This window comes from Humibacillus xanthopallidus, from assembly GCF_006716675.1.
In the GTDB taxonomy this organism is placed as follows: domain Bacteria; phylum Actinomycetota; class Actinomycetes; order Actinomycetales; family Dermatophilaceae; genus Humibacillus; species Humibacillus xanthopallidus_B.
Genome location: NZ_VFPM01000004.1, coordinates 430,959 through 444,878 on the forward strand (window position 1 = coordinate 430,959; position 13,920 = coordinate 444,878).

General features: G+C 71.7%; 12 protein-coding genes. 7 read left to right on the top strand and 5 right to left on the bottom strand.

Annotated elements, in window-relative coordinates:
- Positions 1 to 171: 171 nt before the first annotated feature.
- Both FBY41_RS21455 and FBY41_RS23685 read right to left on the bottom strand, forming a co-directional pair.
- Complete coding sequence (locus FBY41_RS21455; RefSeq protein WP_141847002.1) at positions 172 to 2,532, bottom strand: peroxidase family protein; 2,361 nt, start codon at positions 2,530 to 2,532, stop codon at positions 172 to 174.
- Entirely contained in the window at positions 2,529 to 5,168 is a 2,640-nt protein-coding gene (locus FBY41_RS23685) for a patatin-like protein (protein WP_221629383.1), read from the bottom strand. Before FBY41_RS23685 ends, FBY41_RS21455 begins: the two co-directional genes overlap by 4 nt.
- A 90-nt stretch (positions 5,169 to 5,258) precedes the next feature.
- Between FBY41_RS23685 and FBY41_RS21465 the strand changes: the two genes are divergently transcribed.
- A complete protein-coding gene (locus FBY41_RS21465) occupies positions 5,259 to 5,783 on the top strand; it encodes an ester cyclase (protein ID WP_185749199.1) in 525 nt (174 codons plus the stop codon).
- Between the two features lie 4 nt (positions 5,784 to 5,787).
- Entirely contained in the window at positions 5,788 to 6,552 is a 765-nt protein-coding gene (locus FBY41_RS21470; RefSeq protein WP_141847006.1) for a hypothetical protein, read from the top strand.
- 40 nt (positions 6,553 to 6,592) lie between these two features.
- On the opposite strand, the gene FBY41_RS21475 is transcribed toward FBY41_RS21470, so the two are convergent.
- From FBY41_RS21475 to FBY41_RS21485, 3 genes are all read right to left on the bottom strand, one after another.
- Positions 6,593 to 6,799, bottom strand: a complete 207-nt coding sequence (locus FBY41_RS21475; RefSeq protein ID WP_141847008.1) for a DUF1918 domain-containing protein — start codon at positions 6,797 to 6,799, stop codon at positions 6,593 to 6,595.
- An 86-nt stretch (positions 6,800 to 6,885) separates the two neighbouring features.
- The gene (locus tag FBY41_RS21480; RefSeq protein ID WP_141847010.1) at positions 6,886 to 8,337 is read right to left on the bottom strand and encodes an MBL fold metallo-hydrolase RNA specificity domain-containing protein; all 1,452 of its coding nucleotides are present in this window, start codon (positions 8,335 to 8,337) and stop codon (positions 6,886 to 6,888) included.
- Positions 8,338 to 8,361: 24 nt separating this feature from the next.
- Positions 8,362 to 8,880, bottom strand: a complete 519-nt coding sequence (locus tag FBY41_RS21485; protein WP_141847012.1) for a DUF1918 domain-containing protein — start codon at positions 8,878 to 8,880, stop codon at positions 8,362 to 8,364.
- A gap of 205 nt (positions 8,881 to 9,085) precedes the next feature.
- Between FBY41_RS21485 and FBY41_RS21490 the strand changes: the two genes are divergently transcribed.
- From FBY41_RS21490 to FBY41_RS21510, 5 genes are all read left to right on the top strand, one after another.
- Positions 9,086 to 10,741 carry a GAF domain-containing sensor histidine kinase gene (locus FBY41_RS21490; RefSeq protein WP_185749200.1) on the top strand — a complete coding sequence of 552 codons (1,656 nt, stop codon included), beginning with the start codon at positions 9,086 to 9,088 and terminating at the stop codon, positions 10,739 to 10,741.
- Positions 10,738 to 11,391 (top strand): response regulator, encoded by a 654-nt coding sequence (locus FBY41_RS21495; protein ID WP_141847017.1) that lies wholly within the window; start codon positions 10,738 to 10,740, stop codon positions 11,389 to 11,391. Before FBY41_RS21490 ends, FBY41_RS21495 begins: the two co-directional genes overlap by 4 nt.
- Positions 11,392 to 11,466: 75 nt before the next feature.
- Complete coding sequence (locus tag FBY41_RS21500; protein WP_141847019.1) at positions 11,467 to 12,294, top strand: class I SAM-dependent methyltransferase; 828 nt, start codon at positions 11,467 to 11,469, stop codon at positions 12,292 to 12,294.
- An 83-nt stretch (positions 12,295 to 12,377) separates the two neighbouring features.
- On the top strand, positions 12,378 to 13,157 hold the full coding sequence (locus FBY41_RS21505) for an ABC transporter ATP-binding protein (RefSeq protein ID WP_141847021.1): 780 nt from the start codon (positions 12,378 to 12,380) through the stop codon (positions 13,155 to 13,157).
- Positions 13,154 to 13,915, top strand: a complete 762-nt coding sequence (locus tag FBY41_RS21510) for an ABC transporter permease (protein WP_141847023.1) — start codon at positions 13,154 to 13,156, stop codon at positions 13,913 to 13,915. The genes FBY41_RS21505 and FBY41_RS21510 overlap by 4 nt, the downstream gene beginning before the upstream one ends.
- Positions 13,916 to 13,920 lie beyond the last annotated feature (5 nt).

Consider the following 13,920-nt stretch of genomic DNA (forward strand, 5'->3'; position numbering starts at 1 on the left):
TGGAGCCTCCCGGTGCTCATTGCACACCCGAGAGGCACGTGAGCGGACGACTTCGCAGGGAATTGGCTTGCAGCATGGGAAGATTGGGACGATTTATGTCGTCACGTCCGCCCGGGAAGCCGCTCCGGGCCGACCCGGAGGTCGACCCGGAGGTCGACCCGGAGGCGCCACCTACTGCCGCGCCGCGTCACCGGCCCAGGGGTCGGGGCCGAGGCCCTTCGTGCACGCCCGGAGGGGGTGTCGCTCCTCGCTGAGCCGACCCTCGTCCCACGGCTCGAACGCGTTGGAGACGTTCGCGAGTCCCGTGGAGGCGAGCGCGGGGATGTTGCGCAGCAGCACGCTCTTGAACGTCGCGTCGTCGACCCACGCGAGACCCTCCGGGGTGTAGACCTCGGAGCGGTAGTCGTCGGTGTAGAACCGGTCTCCGAGCAGCCGCCAGCTCGCGTTGAGGATGAAGATCTGGAAGAGCGTCTCGCCGAAGCCGAATGCGGTCGGCCGGTGCGCCTCGGTCAGCGTGCCGATGAGCAGGTCCATGTCGTCGACCTTGTCGCGGCCCTGGTCGTCGGTGCCGTAGAGGTCGCGGAGGTTCGCCACGGCCTCCTTGTCGTCGATGAGGTCGTCGAAGGAGTGGATCGGCTTGAGGCCGATCTCCCGGCGCAGCTGGTTGTAGGTCGGCACGCCGCGCTCGCGGTCGCGGTAGAGGTCGACGGAACCCATGTCCATGACGCCGATGCCCGGCAGCGAGATGTCCTGCATCGACGCGGGGTAGTTGTTGTTGACGAGGGCTCCTGGTGCCTGCTCGCCGAACGTCCGCGCGAGCGACTCCATGCCGTACTCGTGGATCATCCGGGGGGAGTTGGCGTGCCGCGTCCGCCCCAGCGGCACGTCGTCGTTCGGCGTCCCGTCGAGGTTCTTCACGTGGACGACGTCGGGCAGGAGGGAGTGCATGCGGTAGACGGCCGTGAACTCCTCGCTGAGGCCGTACTTCGCGAACGTGCCCTGTGGGTTGCCGACGATGCCGCCGAGCTCTCGGCTCGTGATTGGGATGTCCTCGAGCACGTGCTTGTGCTTGCCGCCGAAGGCGTTGGTGATGAGCCCGTACCAGTTGCTCATCATCCCGTCGTTGAGCGAGTGGTTGGGCAGGATGGCCGGCGTCCACTCGACGGTGTGGATCTTCGCCATCACCGCGGCATTGATGAGGCGTGCGGTCTGGAAGAGCGTCTCGTCGTCCCAGTCCGGGTGGTGCTCGGCGAGCATGTCGGCGATGGCGTTGTGCTCGCGGACGAAGAGGGTGTGGAGCAGCCCGACCCCGACCCACCAGTTGCGGGTGAAGCCGGTGACTTCCGTGCCGGTCTCCTCGTCGGTGGGCAGGGTCCCGTCGTCGGTCACCGTGAGCCGGCCGCCCTCCATGGAGCGCACCCGCTGCTGGGTCTCCCAGTCGCTGCCGTAGAGCTGCGACCCGTCCCACCAGTGCGTCACCTCGTTGAGGAAGGTCGGCGGCAGGCCCTCGTCCTCCGGGCGTCGTGTCGGGTCGGCGTCGGACCGGTGGATGGTGAGGTGGTCGATGCCGTAGGAGCGCAGGGGGTCGTCCTCGGCGAGTGGGATCTCGGCCGTGCGGGTGGAGTCGTTCGAGCCGTGGCTCACCCAGTCGGAGTTCTGGAACTGGATCCACGCTGCCGCCCACAGGTTGAGGAAGGGCACCGTCTTGCGCTCACCCTTCGTCGTGAGCAGCCGGCGGCTCAGCTCCCGCACGCTCACGGGGTCGGTGGCCGGGTCTGCGGGCGGGTGGATCCCGGCGAGTCCGCGGTCGTCGCCGACGTTGTGGAAGAAGCGGGTGTATGCCGCCCCGACCATCGGGTCGTACCTGCCGTCCGCGTCCTTGAGCAGGTAGTTCCACGACCCGTCGGCGCTGCGCCAGCGGTGCGCCCACTCGGGCGGCTCGAGAGTCGCGTCGACGTAGCCGGTCTTGGCGCCCTGCGGGTACGGGCGGACGAGGTTGTTCTCGAAGAGCGTCTCGCGCATGTAGGCGAGCCGGAGGATCTGGTACCACTTGCGCATCGGACCGGGCAGGCTCTCGCCCGCGGTGTACCAGTTGGTCCAGATGGGCCCGCTCACCCCGCCGCGGCCTGCCAGCCGGGTCAGGCCGTGGAAGAGCGCCGAGCCACCCGTGCCGACCGCGCGACCGACCGCCACGCGGACGGTGTCGCCGACGTCGTGAGGTGGCCGAGGGTTCGCAGCCGGCTTCGGGAGGTGCGGCGGGGGCACGAGCGACTCGCCTGCGGCGACCTCCGCGTAGCGGGCCCGGAAGACCGGGGTCTGCTGCTCGCCGCGGCTCACGGCACTGGCGGCGGCTGTCTCGGCCCGCTGGAGCTTGTGCTCCACGGCAGGGCCGCCGAGGCCGGCCGCGATGGCCTCGCGGTAGGCGGCGGCTGCCTCCTCGTAGCGCTCGGCGAGCATGTGGAGGTCGCCGGCTGACACGGCGTTGTCGCTGCCGGGGAGATCGCTGGCGGGGGTCGGCGCGGTGGTGGTCATGCCGGTTTCCTCTCTGAGACGGGTGGTGGGTCGAGTGCAGGGGGTTGCGCGGCGCGGGCCGGGGCCGCGGCACGGCGAGAGCGTCGTCTGAGCCGGAAGAGGGTGACCCAGCCGGCAGCGAGCACGAGCCCGGCGAGGACGAGCAGCGCGGTGACGATGGCTGCCCACACGGGCACGCCCGTCTGACGCTGCACCACCGTCACCGCGAGGGCCCCGAGGGTGACGAGCCAGAAGAGCCCGACGAAGAGCTGGCGGCGCCGCACCGGGAGGTGCTGCCAGCGCCACGCCAGCGTGGCGAGCCAGGAGACGGCCCCCGACAGGAGGCTGATGCCCCGGGGCGTCTCGTCCTTGAGCAGGGTCGCGGTGGTCGTGGCGGCGTTGAGCAGCAGGGCGGAGGCGCGCGGCATACCGACCTCTCCGGCCAGCCGCTCGACGCCGACGTGGTTGAGCGAGAGGAGGTGCGCGAGCTCCTCCTCTCCGACGCCGGCGAGGCTCACCTGGCCGCCCCCGTCACCGACGGGGGTGCCTGCGGCGCGGACGGCGTCGGCGAAGGTGCGCGCCTGCGCCGAGACGTTGGCCCCGACCGCGCCGTCGTTGTCGATCTCCACCGAGACGACGGGCAGCAGGTCGCGCAGGACGGCGGCCTCGACGGCGCGCAGGTGGTGGTCGAGCCGACCCGTCCGCGTGAGCTGGTGGTCGCTCGCCTCGTCGAGCAGACGCACGAGGCGCTCTGCGGCGTCGAGACGCCCCCACATCCAGTCGTTGGCCCGCCACGACCGCTTGAGGAACGCCGCGAAGTGCGCGAGCTGGACGCCGGCGAGCTTCTCGTCGGGGTCGTCGCGGCCGGCAGGGTCGATGGTGACCCGTTCGTCGGCGGTGAAGTGGGCGAGCCGGATCGTCTGGTCAGGGGGCGGGTCGGCGGGCCCGAAGGCCATCTCGATGACCTCGAAGCCGAGGAGCAGGCGGCCCAGGCCCTCGGGCCCCGCCCCGTCGTAGAGCCGGACGAGGCCGGCGCACGTGCGGGTCGCCTCGGTCCGAGGGTCCGACACGTGCGGGCGCACGGCCTCGACGAGCTGCCCGAGGTGCTCGACGAGCCGGTCGACGAGGTCCTGGAGCTGATCGACGTCATCCGCGTCGGCCCAACGCTGGAGGGCGATGACGACGGCGTCGTACGGTCGGTCCGGCAGGTACGAGATCTCCTCGAGGAGCAGGTCGTCGATGGAGCCGATGGTGCCGTAGGTGTCGGCGTCCTCGCGGATCGCACTGAGGCTGCGCTTCGTCGCGAGCAGGCTCGCAGCACCGGAGGTGTCGCCGGCCTCGGCGAGCACGAGGGCGGCGAGGTTGGTCCACGTGAGGAGCAGGGCGGCGAGCCGCCGTACGGGGGAGCCTCCCCAGGCGTCGCCGGCGCGCACGTCGTAGAGGTCGGGGACCCAGGGGAGCACGACCGAGTCGGCGTCGCCGGCGATCCGGACCAGCTCGTCCGCCAGCGCGGGCGGCACCCGGTCAGCGAGGCGCGAGAGCATCCGGTCGACCGAGCGTCGGTGCCGGGCCGCACGGTAGGACGGGAACAGCGCCTCGGCGACCCCGCTGAAGCGGCCCCACGCCGCGGCCGGGTCGAGGCCGCCGAGCTGCCCGAGGAAGGCCGCGCGGGCGGCGCGGCGGCTGAGCACGTCGTTGTTGAGGTCGCGCACCTCGCTGACGAACTGCGCCAGCGACTGGTTGCGGGGGATGCCGACGCTCGACCGCCCCACGGTCCGTCCGAGGAGCGGTTCCGCGAGCTCACCGGACTCCTGGGTCGCCCCTCCGGGGTCGGGGACGACGAGGGCGAGGGCCCGGTGGACGCGCTCGCCCGCGGGCTGGCTGGCGATGGCCTCGACGGCGTTGCGAGCCGGCAGGTTGTTGAGCACGCCGCCGTCGACGAGGTAGGTCGGCACGACGGTGCCGTCGACGGCGAGCGCGGGTGCGTGCCGGGCCTCGAAGAGCCCGGCCGGGATCGCGCTCGCCTCGAAGGCGCCGGGGAACGACGCCGTCGAGCGGCAGGCCCGGGCCACGCGGGCCGACGCGAGCGGGTCCTTGCTGAAGTGGAAGTCCTCGTCGGTGAAGCGGAACTCGACCGAGTGGTCGACCGTGCGCAGCACCGACTCGCCGTCGGAGATGCGCAGGACCTTGCCGTTGAGGTCGGTCGAGGTGAGCCGGATGTCGAGCGGTGGGTCGAGCACGACCTCCTCGCGACCGCTGGCCGCCACCGACTCCAGCGCTCGTTGGAGCTCCGGCAGGAAGAAGGTGTCGCCCCGCAGCAGCGAGCGGATCCCCGTGGTCCGCGGCGGCTGCAGCAGCTGTGAGAAGTCTCCTGCCTCGATCCAGAGCTGCTGCAGCGCAACAAGATTCGGAGCATCGTTCGCCAGGCCCGTCGCGAGGAACGCGCCGTTGAGGCCGCCCGCGCTCGTGCCGACGACGACGTCGATCTCGACGACGACGTCGAGCTCGCGGCAGAGGTCGACCCATTCGGGCTGCGCCAGTGGATGGTCCTTGCCCGCGCTGACGGCACGCAGGAGCTCGTCGACCACCCCGCCGATCCAGATCGCGAGGCTCACGCCGCCGTTGAGGGCGAGAGCGAGCCGAACCTCTCGAAGCATCCAGCCTCCAGTCACCGGTAGCTGTCGGCGACACCGTGTTTTCGACGGTATCCATCACGGCCCCTCTTTCGCAGCCGTATGCTCCGAATCGTGGCTGACACCGACGTCCGGCTGGAGACCGTTCTCGAGCACATGCGACTCGAGAACCTGCACGACTTCCCTGCCTGCGCAGCGAAGTTCGGCAAGGCGAAGTACGAGGTCCCGGCCGACGACATCGTCTACGACGGTGCCGACGCCGTGTGTGGCTTCCTCGACGAGAACAAGCTGGCCTTCCCGGACTTCCACTTCGAGCCGACGCGGGTCTCGCCGTCGCCGTCCACCGAGGTCGTGGTCGTCGAGGGCCGCTTCCGTGGCACGCATCTCGGGGTCTGGCGTGGGCTGCCGGCCACCGGGCGCAAGGTCGACTTCCCGATGTGCCTCGTCTTCGAGTTCGAGGGTGAGTCGATGGTCAACGAGATCATCTACATGGACCTCGCCACGCCGCTCCAGCAGCTCGGGGTCGCCTTCAACCCCGACAGCGCCGAGTTCAAGCTGCAGACGGCACTGAGCCACCCGATCACGCTCGGCAAGGCCGTCATCGACAACCTGCGCGGCCGATTCCGCCGGAAGACGTGACCCCGTGGACTGGGTCATCAGCCTGATCTACGTCGCCCTGCTCGCGTGGGGCATGTCGGTCGGCATCCGGCAGATCATCCAGGGCAGGCGCCACCCGGAGCAGCTGCTCAACCCGCTGTTCTCGAACCGCCTGGCGCTGGGTCTCTTCACCCTCCACATCGTCGTCGTGTCACTGGACCTCTTCGTCATCGGTCCGTGGTCCGTCGCGAACAAGAGCACGCTCTGGTACTGGGGTGGCCGGATCGCCCTCGTCACGTCGTCCCTGCCCATCGCGGCGTTCTTCAACCGCAACCCCCAGTCCTTCGGCCGCCTCATCGGCACGTGGGTCGTGGCACGCAACTTCTTCGAGTACGGCCTGCACATCTTCGTGGCCGCGATCGCCGTCCGGTGGGACCTCTACTACCTGCTGCTCTGGTGGATCGTCGCCTACCGCTACCTCGACGTCGGCCCGCGCCGCGCCCTCCAGAAGCTCTACGGCACCCCCGAGCTCAAGGCGGCGCGCCCGTGGGCGCCGATCCTCAACTGGGTCGTCATCGCGAGCCTCTACGTCCTCACGTACTTCGTCGTGGCCGGCCAGTGGCTCGTCTTCGCCAAGGTGCCCGGTGACGACGTGCCGACCCACGTCGCGGCGACGTGGGAGTACGTCGTCGTCTTCACCGCCAACCTCGCGCTCGCCCTCGTCGTGTGGACGCGCGTGGCTGCCTACACGAAGACGCTCATGGCGCGGGCGGACGCGGCCCCCGCCGTCCAGGGCGTCGCGCCCCACTGACGCCCGACGCCGGACGCCGTCGGCGGCTCGGCCCGTCAGGTCACGTCGCCGTGTCCGCCTCGACGTGCTCGCACCGCAGCACCGAGCCCGGCCCGGGGTGGATCAGCCCGGTGTGGCCGTCGTTCCACTCCACGAGGTAGGGCGGCCCACCGGCCTCGCCCTTGACCTCACGGATCGTGCCCTCGCGCGGACGCTGGCCCACGTGCTCGCCCGCCATCGTGATGCGGTCACCCACCCGTGCCTCCATGGCACACCTCCTTCTCCGTCGTCGCGGTGCCGTTCTAGGACACCACGTCTCGGGCCGGCTGCACAGGGTCGCCGGCCCACCGATCCTCAGTCGAGCAGCACCCGCTCCCCGTAGCGCGGCACCGAGACGGCACAGTCGAACTGACGGCGTATGCCGTCCGCCAGGGCCTGCGCCGCCGCGGGCTCCCCGTGGACGACGTGGACCGTCTCGGGGGTCTCGGGCAGCTCGCCCAGCCAGGTGAGCAGCTCGTCGGCGTCCGCGTGCACGGAGAAGTCGTCGAGGGTGACGATCTCGGCCCGCACCGGCACGTAGTGGCCGGTGATCTTGACCTCGCGGGCGCCCTCCTGGAGGTCGCGCCCGCGGGTGCCGACGGCCTGGTAGCCGGTGAGCAGCACCGAGTTGCGCGACTGCGGCAGGAGGTGGCGCAGGTGGTGGATGACCCGTCCGCCGGTCGCCATGCCCGAGGCCGACACGATGATGCACGGGGTGCCGGGGGTGTTGAGCCGGATCGACTCCTCCGCCGTGTGGGCAGACCGCAGTCCGTGCAGCCGCCGCAGCCGCTCGAGGGCGTCCGGCCGCAGCTCGGCGGCGTGTGCCGGGTCGCGGTAGATGTCGAGGGCGGCGAGCGCCATGGGGCTGTCCACCCAGACCGGCACGTCGGGGATGGCGTGCCGTTCGATCAGGTCGGCGATCGCGAGCAGCACGATCTCGGTGCGGTCGACGGCGAAGGCCGGGATGACGACCGTGCCCCCGCGCCCGATCGTGCGACGGATCGCGTCGGCCATGACGCGGTGCTCGGGGTCGACCTCGGGGTGGGCCCGGTCGCCGTAGGTCGACTCGATGACCACGGTCCGCGCAGCCGGGGGCCGCGCCCGGGGCAGCAGCACCGGGTGGTCAGGCCGCCCGAGGTCGCCCGAGAAGAGCACACCCGCGCCGTCGACCTCGACGAGCACGCTCGAGGACCCGAGGATGTGCCCGGCGCGCACGAAGGTCACCTCGACGCCGGCACCGGGCCCCACGCATACCGACTGGGTGTCGGGGGCGACAGACTTCCCCCGGTCGCCGTCGGCGGCACCGGCCGGCTCGAGCGGCTGCAGCGCAGCGATGGCGCGTTCGGCGTCCGCGACGTCGTAGAGCGGGAGCGGCGGGTCGTGCCGCGACCACCCGCCGCGGCGCGCCCCCTCCGCCTCCTCCTCCTGCAGGCGGGCGCTGTCACGGAGGATGACCGCAGCGAGGGCCGCCGTTCCCACCGTCGTCAGCGCCGGACCGGTGAAACCGCCGCGCACGAGCGCCGGGAGGTAGCCGCAGTGGTCGAGGTGCGCATGCGTCAGCGCCACGGCGTCGATCGTCTCGGGCGGCACGGGGAAGTCCTCCCAGTTGCGCTCGCGCCAGCGCTTCTCACCCTGGTAGAGGCCACAGTCGACGAGCACCCGACCGCGGGCACCGTCGACGAGGAACTTGCTCCCCGTCACGGTGCCCGCAGCCCCGTAGAACGTCAGGGCCGGGGCCGCCGTGCGGGCCTGCGGGTGGTCGTCCATCTCGTCCTCCTGCGGCAGGGCGCGTCACGTGCGGCGGACGTGCACCTCTTCGCCCGTGCGGGCCTCGATCGCGTGCTCGGCCGTCTCGACGAGGCGGTCCGCAAGGTGCCGGAGGGCGCGGGCGACGGCCACCTCGTCGCCGATGGTGGCCACGGGGTCGTCCGTCGAGGACCGGTGGCTCGCACCGCGCGCCGACAGCGGGCCCGGGGCGTCGGCGAGAAGCACGACGCTCGCTCGCGTGTCGTCACCCGACTCGAGGATCGACACGCGCACGCTCCACTCGCGCACGTAGGTGACCGGCGCGGACGACGTGGCGTCTGCGTGGGGGTGCGCGGTTGCCGGCGCCCCGACCTCGTCGGCGGTGCCGAGCCGCAGCACCGTCCCGGGCCCGGGGAAGATGAGGCCCGTGTGTCCGTCGGACCACCGGACGAGGTAGGGCGGTCCGCCGTCCTCGCCTCTCACCTCGAGCACCTCCCCGTCCCGCGTCGGCTGGTCGATGTGCTCGGCTGCAAGGATGATCCGGTCTCCCACTCGTGCTCGCATGATGCCTCCCTCGCTCTGCGCGGGTCGTGGACCGGACCGGGGCGGCCGGTGGGTGGTGGGCTGCGCGCCCGCACTCCCGCGACGTCTCCATGTCACCATCACAGCCCGTCCGCGAGCAGAGCCAAAGGTCCCGGTGATCGGCGCTCTCCGAGGTCGGCTGTGCGGTTCGGGGCGTGGGGAGGGTTCTGCTGCATACGATCAGAGCATGGAGCAGCCTGACCTCAGGTCCCTGCTCGATGCGGTGGTTCCCTTCAGTGCCGATCTCGACCTCACTGGCGTCCTACACCGGATCACCAGGGCTGCGTGTGAGCTCGTTGGTGCGAGGTACGGCGCCCTCGGCGTGCTCGGCCCCGACGTCCATCACCTCTCCGGCTTCTACACGTACGGCCTGAGTGAGGAGGAGCGCCAGCGGCTGGGCGCGCCCCCCACGGGAAGGGGCGTGCTGGGCCTGCTCATCCGCGACCCCCGCCCGCTCCGGCTGCGCGACCTGGGGGAGCACTCCGAGTCGGCCGGATTCCCCGCTCACCACCCCGTCATGCGCTCCTTCCTCGGGGTGCCGATTCGCCTGCGCCAGCACGTCTTCGGCAACCTCTACCTCACCGAGAAGATCGACGGGTCCGACTTCACCGCGGACGACGAGGCCCTCGTCGTGTCGCTCGCGGCAGCGGCGGCCGTCGCGATCGACAACGCCAGGCTCTACGAGCGCAGCCAGACGCGGCAGCGGTGGTCCGTGGCGGCGAGCGAGCTCGCGCAGTCCTTTCTCGAGAGCGACGACGAGGAGGCGTCGCTCGAGCTCCTCGTGCACCAGGTGCTCGAGGCGAGCTCCGCCCGGGCGGTCGCGGTCGTGCTGTCCGACGCCGCCGACCGGCTCGAGGTGCGGGCGGCGTGCACCCTCGACGACGCGGGTGTCGGCGCTGTCGACCTCCGGGGGTCGCTGCTCCTCGGGCCGTTCTGGACCGACGCGCTCCACGCGCGCCAGCCGCTCCTCCACGTGCCGGGTGGCGCCTCCGACGCCCGAGCCCTACCGGCGATCGACGCGAGGCGCCTGCTCGACCTCGACGCGGCGTCGCCGGTCGCCGTCGTGCCGCTCGCGGCTGGGCCCGCCCCCCTGGGGCTGCTGCTCACTGGCTGGGGGCCGGGTGAGGAGCTCGTGGCCGAGGACACGCTGCCCGACCAGGTGGCCTTCGCGCTCCAGGCGGGCGTGGCGCTGACTGCCGCCCGGTCGCACGTCGACCGGGCGACGATCGCCCTGCTCGAGGACCGCGAGCGCATCGCCCGCGACATGCACGACAACGTCGTCCAACGGCTCTTCGCGACCGGGCTGTCGCTCCAGTCGACGACGCCGCTCGCACAGCACCCGGTCGTCCAGGCTCGCCTCAACGCCGCCGTCGCGGAGCTCGACAGCGCCATCACCGAGATCCGTCAGGCGATCTTCGGGCTGCACGCGCCACAGCCGTCCGCCGCGCTGCCCGCACGCATCGCCCACATCGCGCAGTCGTATGCCGTCAGCCTGGGCTTCACGCCCGAGGTGACGGTCGAGGGGGCCTGGCCCGACACGCTCGCGCCGCCCCTGCGAGCGGACGTCGAGGCCGTGGTTCGCGAGGGTCTCGCCAACGTGGCTCGCCACGCCCATGCCTCGTCGGCACGGGTGCGGGTGTCGGTGGGTCGCGGGGTCGACGTCGAGGTCGTCGACGACGGCGTCGGCATCGACGGCCACCAGGCGCGCAGCGGGCTCGTCAACCTCGGCGCCCGCGCCGAGGCCGCAGGGGGCAGACTGAGCCTCGAGCCCGGTGCGCACGGCGGTACCCGCCTGCACTGGCACGTGCCGGCACCGGCGAGCGACGACAGGAGCAGCGGTTGACGACCAGCGTCTTCCTCCTCGACGACCACGAGATCGTCCGCCGCGGCCTGCGCGACCTCATCGAGGCGACCGGAGACCTCGTCATCGTCGGGGAGTCGGGCTCGGCCGCCGAGGCGACGCGGCACATCCCGGCCCTGCGGCCCGACGTCGCCGTGCTCGACGCGCGCCTGCCCGACGGGTCTGGCATCGACGTCTGCCGTGACATCCGGTCGGTCGACCCGACCATCCGGGTCCTCATCCTCACGTCCTACGACGACGAGCGCGCCCTCGTCGCCTCGGTGCTCGCCGGTGCCTCGGGCTACCTGCTCAAGGCCCTCTCCGGAGAAGGCATCGTCGAGGCCATCCGGCGGGTCGCCGCGGGCGCCGACCTCACCGACCAGCCCCAGGTGAAGGCCTTGCGGGAGGGCTGGTCGGCGCGTGCCGAGACCGACCCCCGGCTGCGGTCCCTGTCACCGACCGAGCGCCGCATCCTCGACCTCATCGCCGACGGCCTGACGAACCGCCAGATCGGCGAGCACCTCGGCCTCGCCGAGAAGACGGTGAAGAACTACGTCTCGACCGTGCTCGCGAAGATGGGCATGGAGCGACGCACCCAGGCCGCGGTGTATGCCGCGACGCACCGCAAGGCCGAGCCGCCTCCGGGTGCGTGACGGAAGGCCCCCGACGAGCATCAGGCGTCTCGGGCTTTCCCGGCGGCCGCGCTACGCCCGGTGCAGACTGGCGGCATGGACCGCGAGGAGATGGTGTCCGGGGTTCGGCGGGTCTTCGACCTCGTCGCCGCCGACTACGACAACGTCGGGGTGTCGTTCTTCCAGCCGATCGCCGACGGGCTCGTCGAGGCGGTCGGGGCCGCGCCCGGCGACAGGGCGCTCGACCTCGGCTGCGGCAACGGGACCTCGAGCCGGGCTCTCGCCGCGGCAGTGGCCCCCGGTGGATCCCTCGTGGGGATCGACCTCAGTCCGGCCATGGCCGAGCTGGCACGCCGGTCGCTCGAGGGCAGCCCCGTCGACGTCACCGTCCTCGTCGGGGACGCGAGCGACCCCGACCTGCCGGCGGCGTCCTTCGACGTGGCCATCTCGTCGTTGGTGATCTTCTTCCTGCCGGAGCCCGCGGCGGCCCTGTCGCGGTGGGTCCGGCTGCTCGCACCGGGTGGTCGGATTGGGCTGAGCACCTTCGGCCCCTCGAACGAGCAGTGGCAGACGCTCGAGGCCCCGCTGCGCGACTTCATGCCGCCGCTCGACCCGCGCAGCGTCGGGCCGCAGAGCCCGTTCGCGAGCGACGAGGGGATGGCGGCGCTGCTCGCCGACGCCGGTGCGACGGACGTGCGCACGTCGTCGCGCCGCGTCGAGTTCGCCTTCGACAGCTTCGACCAGTGGCTGCGCTTCTCGCGTTCGGTCGGGCAACGGGTCGCGTGGGAGCGGATGTCGCAGGACGACACCTCCCGGGTGCTCGAGGAGACGCGCCGGCGGTTCGACGCGGCCGCCGCTCCGGACGGCACCCTGCCGGTCTGGCAGCAGGTCCGCTACACCGTCGGCTCGCGCCCGACGGGCTAGGCGGCCCTCCGGCAGCGTGGCCGCAACGCGGCCTTCGCGGGGGGCTTGACCTTGACGCAGCGTCAGGGTTGCAGCCTTGAGTCATGACCACACCAGCAGCCATCGAAATCGCCGGACTCACCAAGTCCTACGGCGACCACGCGGTGCTCGAGGGCGTCGACCTCGTCGTCCGCGCGGGCACCATCCACGCCCTGCTCGGCTCCAACGGGGCCGGCAAGACGACCGTGGTGAGGATCCTCTCCACCCTCCTGCGACCCGACGGCGGGCGCGCCGCCGTGGCCGGCCACGACGTCGTGACCGCCGCGGCAGCGGTCCGTGAGTCGATCAGCCTCACCGGACAGTTCGCCGCCGTCGACGCGATCCTCACCGGACGCGAGAACCTCGTGCTCATCGCCCAGCTGCGCCGGGTCGACGACGCGGGCGGGGTCGCCGATGCCCTGCTCGCACGCTTCGACCTCACCGACGTGGCCGGGCAGCGGGTCGCGACCTACTCCGGCGGACTGCGTCGCCGGCTCGACATCGCCATGAGCCTCATCGGCGACCCGCCCGTCCTCTTCCTCGACGAGCCGACAACCGGCCTCGACCCGCAGTCGCGGCTCGAGGTCTGGAGGACGGTGCGGGAGCTGGCCGGTCACGGCACCACGGTGCTGCTCACGACCCAGTACCTCGACGAGGCCGAGCAGCTCGCCGACCGGATCGCCGTGCTCCACGACGGCCGGATCATCGCCGACGGCACCCTCGCGGAGCTCAAGGCGCTGCTCCCGCCGACGACGGTCGAGTACGTCGAGAAGCAGCCGTCCCTCGAAGAGATCTTCCTCGCGATCGTCGGCCACGACGGCGCTTCCCCCATGGAGACCCGATGACCACCCACGTCCTCCACGACACCGACGTCCTCCTGCGACGGTCGCTGCGCCACATCGTGCGCAGCCCCGACACGATCATCACGACGGCCGTGACGCCGATCGCCATGCTGCTGCTCTTCGTCTACGTCTTCGGCAGCTCCATCGACGTCGGTACCGACTCGTATGTCAACTACCTCCTGCCCGGCATCCTGCTCATCACCGTCGCCTCCGGCGTCGCCTACACGGCCTTTCGGGTGTTCACCGACGTCTCGGGCGGCGTCTTCGAGCGGTTGCAGTCGATGCCGATCGCCCGGCCGGCCTTCCTCTGGGGCCACGTGCTCACCTCTCTGGTGGCGAACCTCACCTCGCTGGTGCTCGTCGTCCTCGTCGCGCTGGCGATGGGGTTCCGCACGGGCGCAGGCCTGCTCGCGTGGTTCGAGGTTCTCGGGATCATGCTGCTCTTCACGCTGGCGCTGACCTGGCTGGCCGTGATCCCCGGACTGACGGCGACGTCCGTCGACGGCGTGAGCGGGTTCTCCTACCCGCTGATCTTCCTGCCGTTCATCAGCTCGGCCTTCGTCCCGACCGACGGCATGCCGGGCCCCGTGCGATGGTTCGCGGAGCACCAGCCCGTCACCCCGATCGTCAACACCATCCGCCACCTCTTCGCCGGGCAGCCGGTCGGCAGCGAGGGGATGCTCGCCCTCGCGTGGTGCGTCGGTCTGCTGCTCGTCGCCTACGCGCTCGCCATGCGCACCTACCGCCGCAAGATCACGTGACCGAG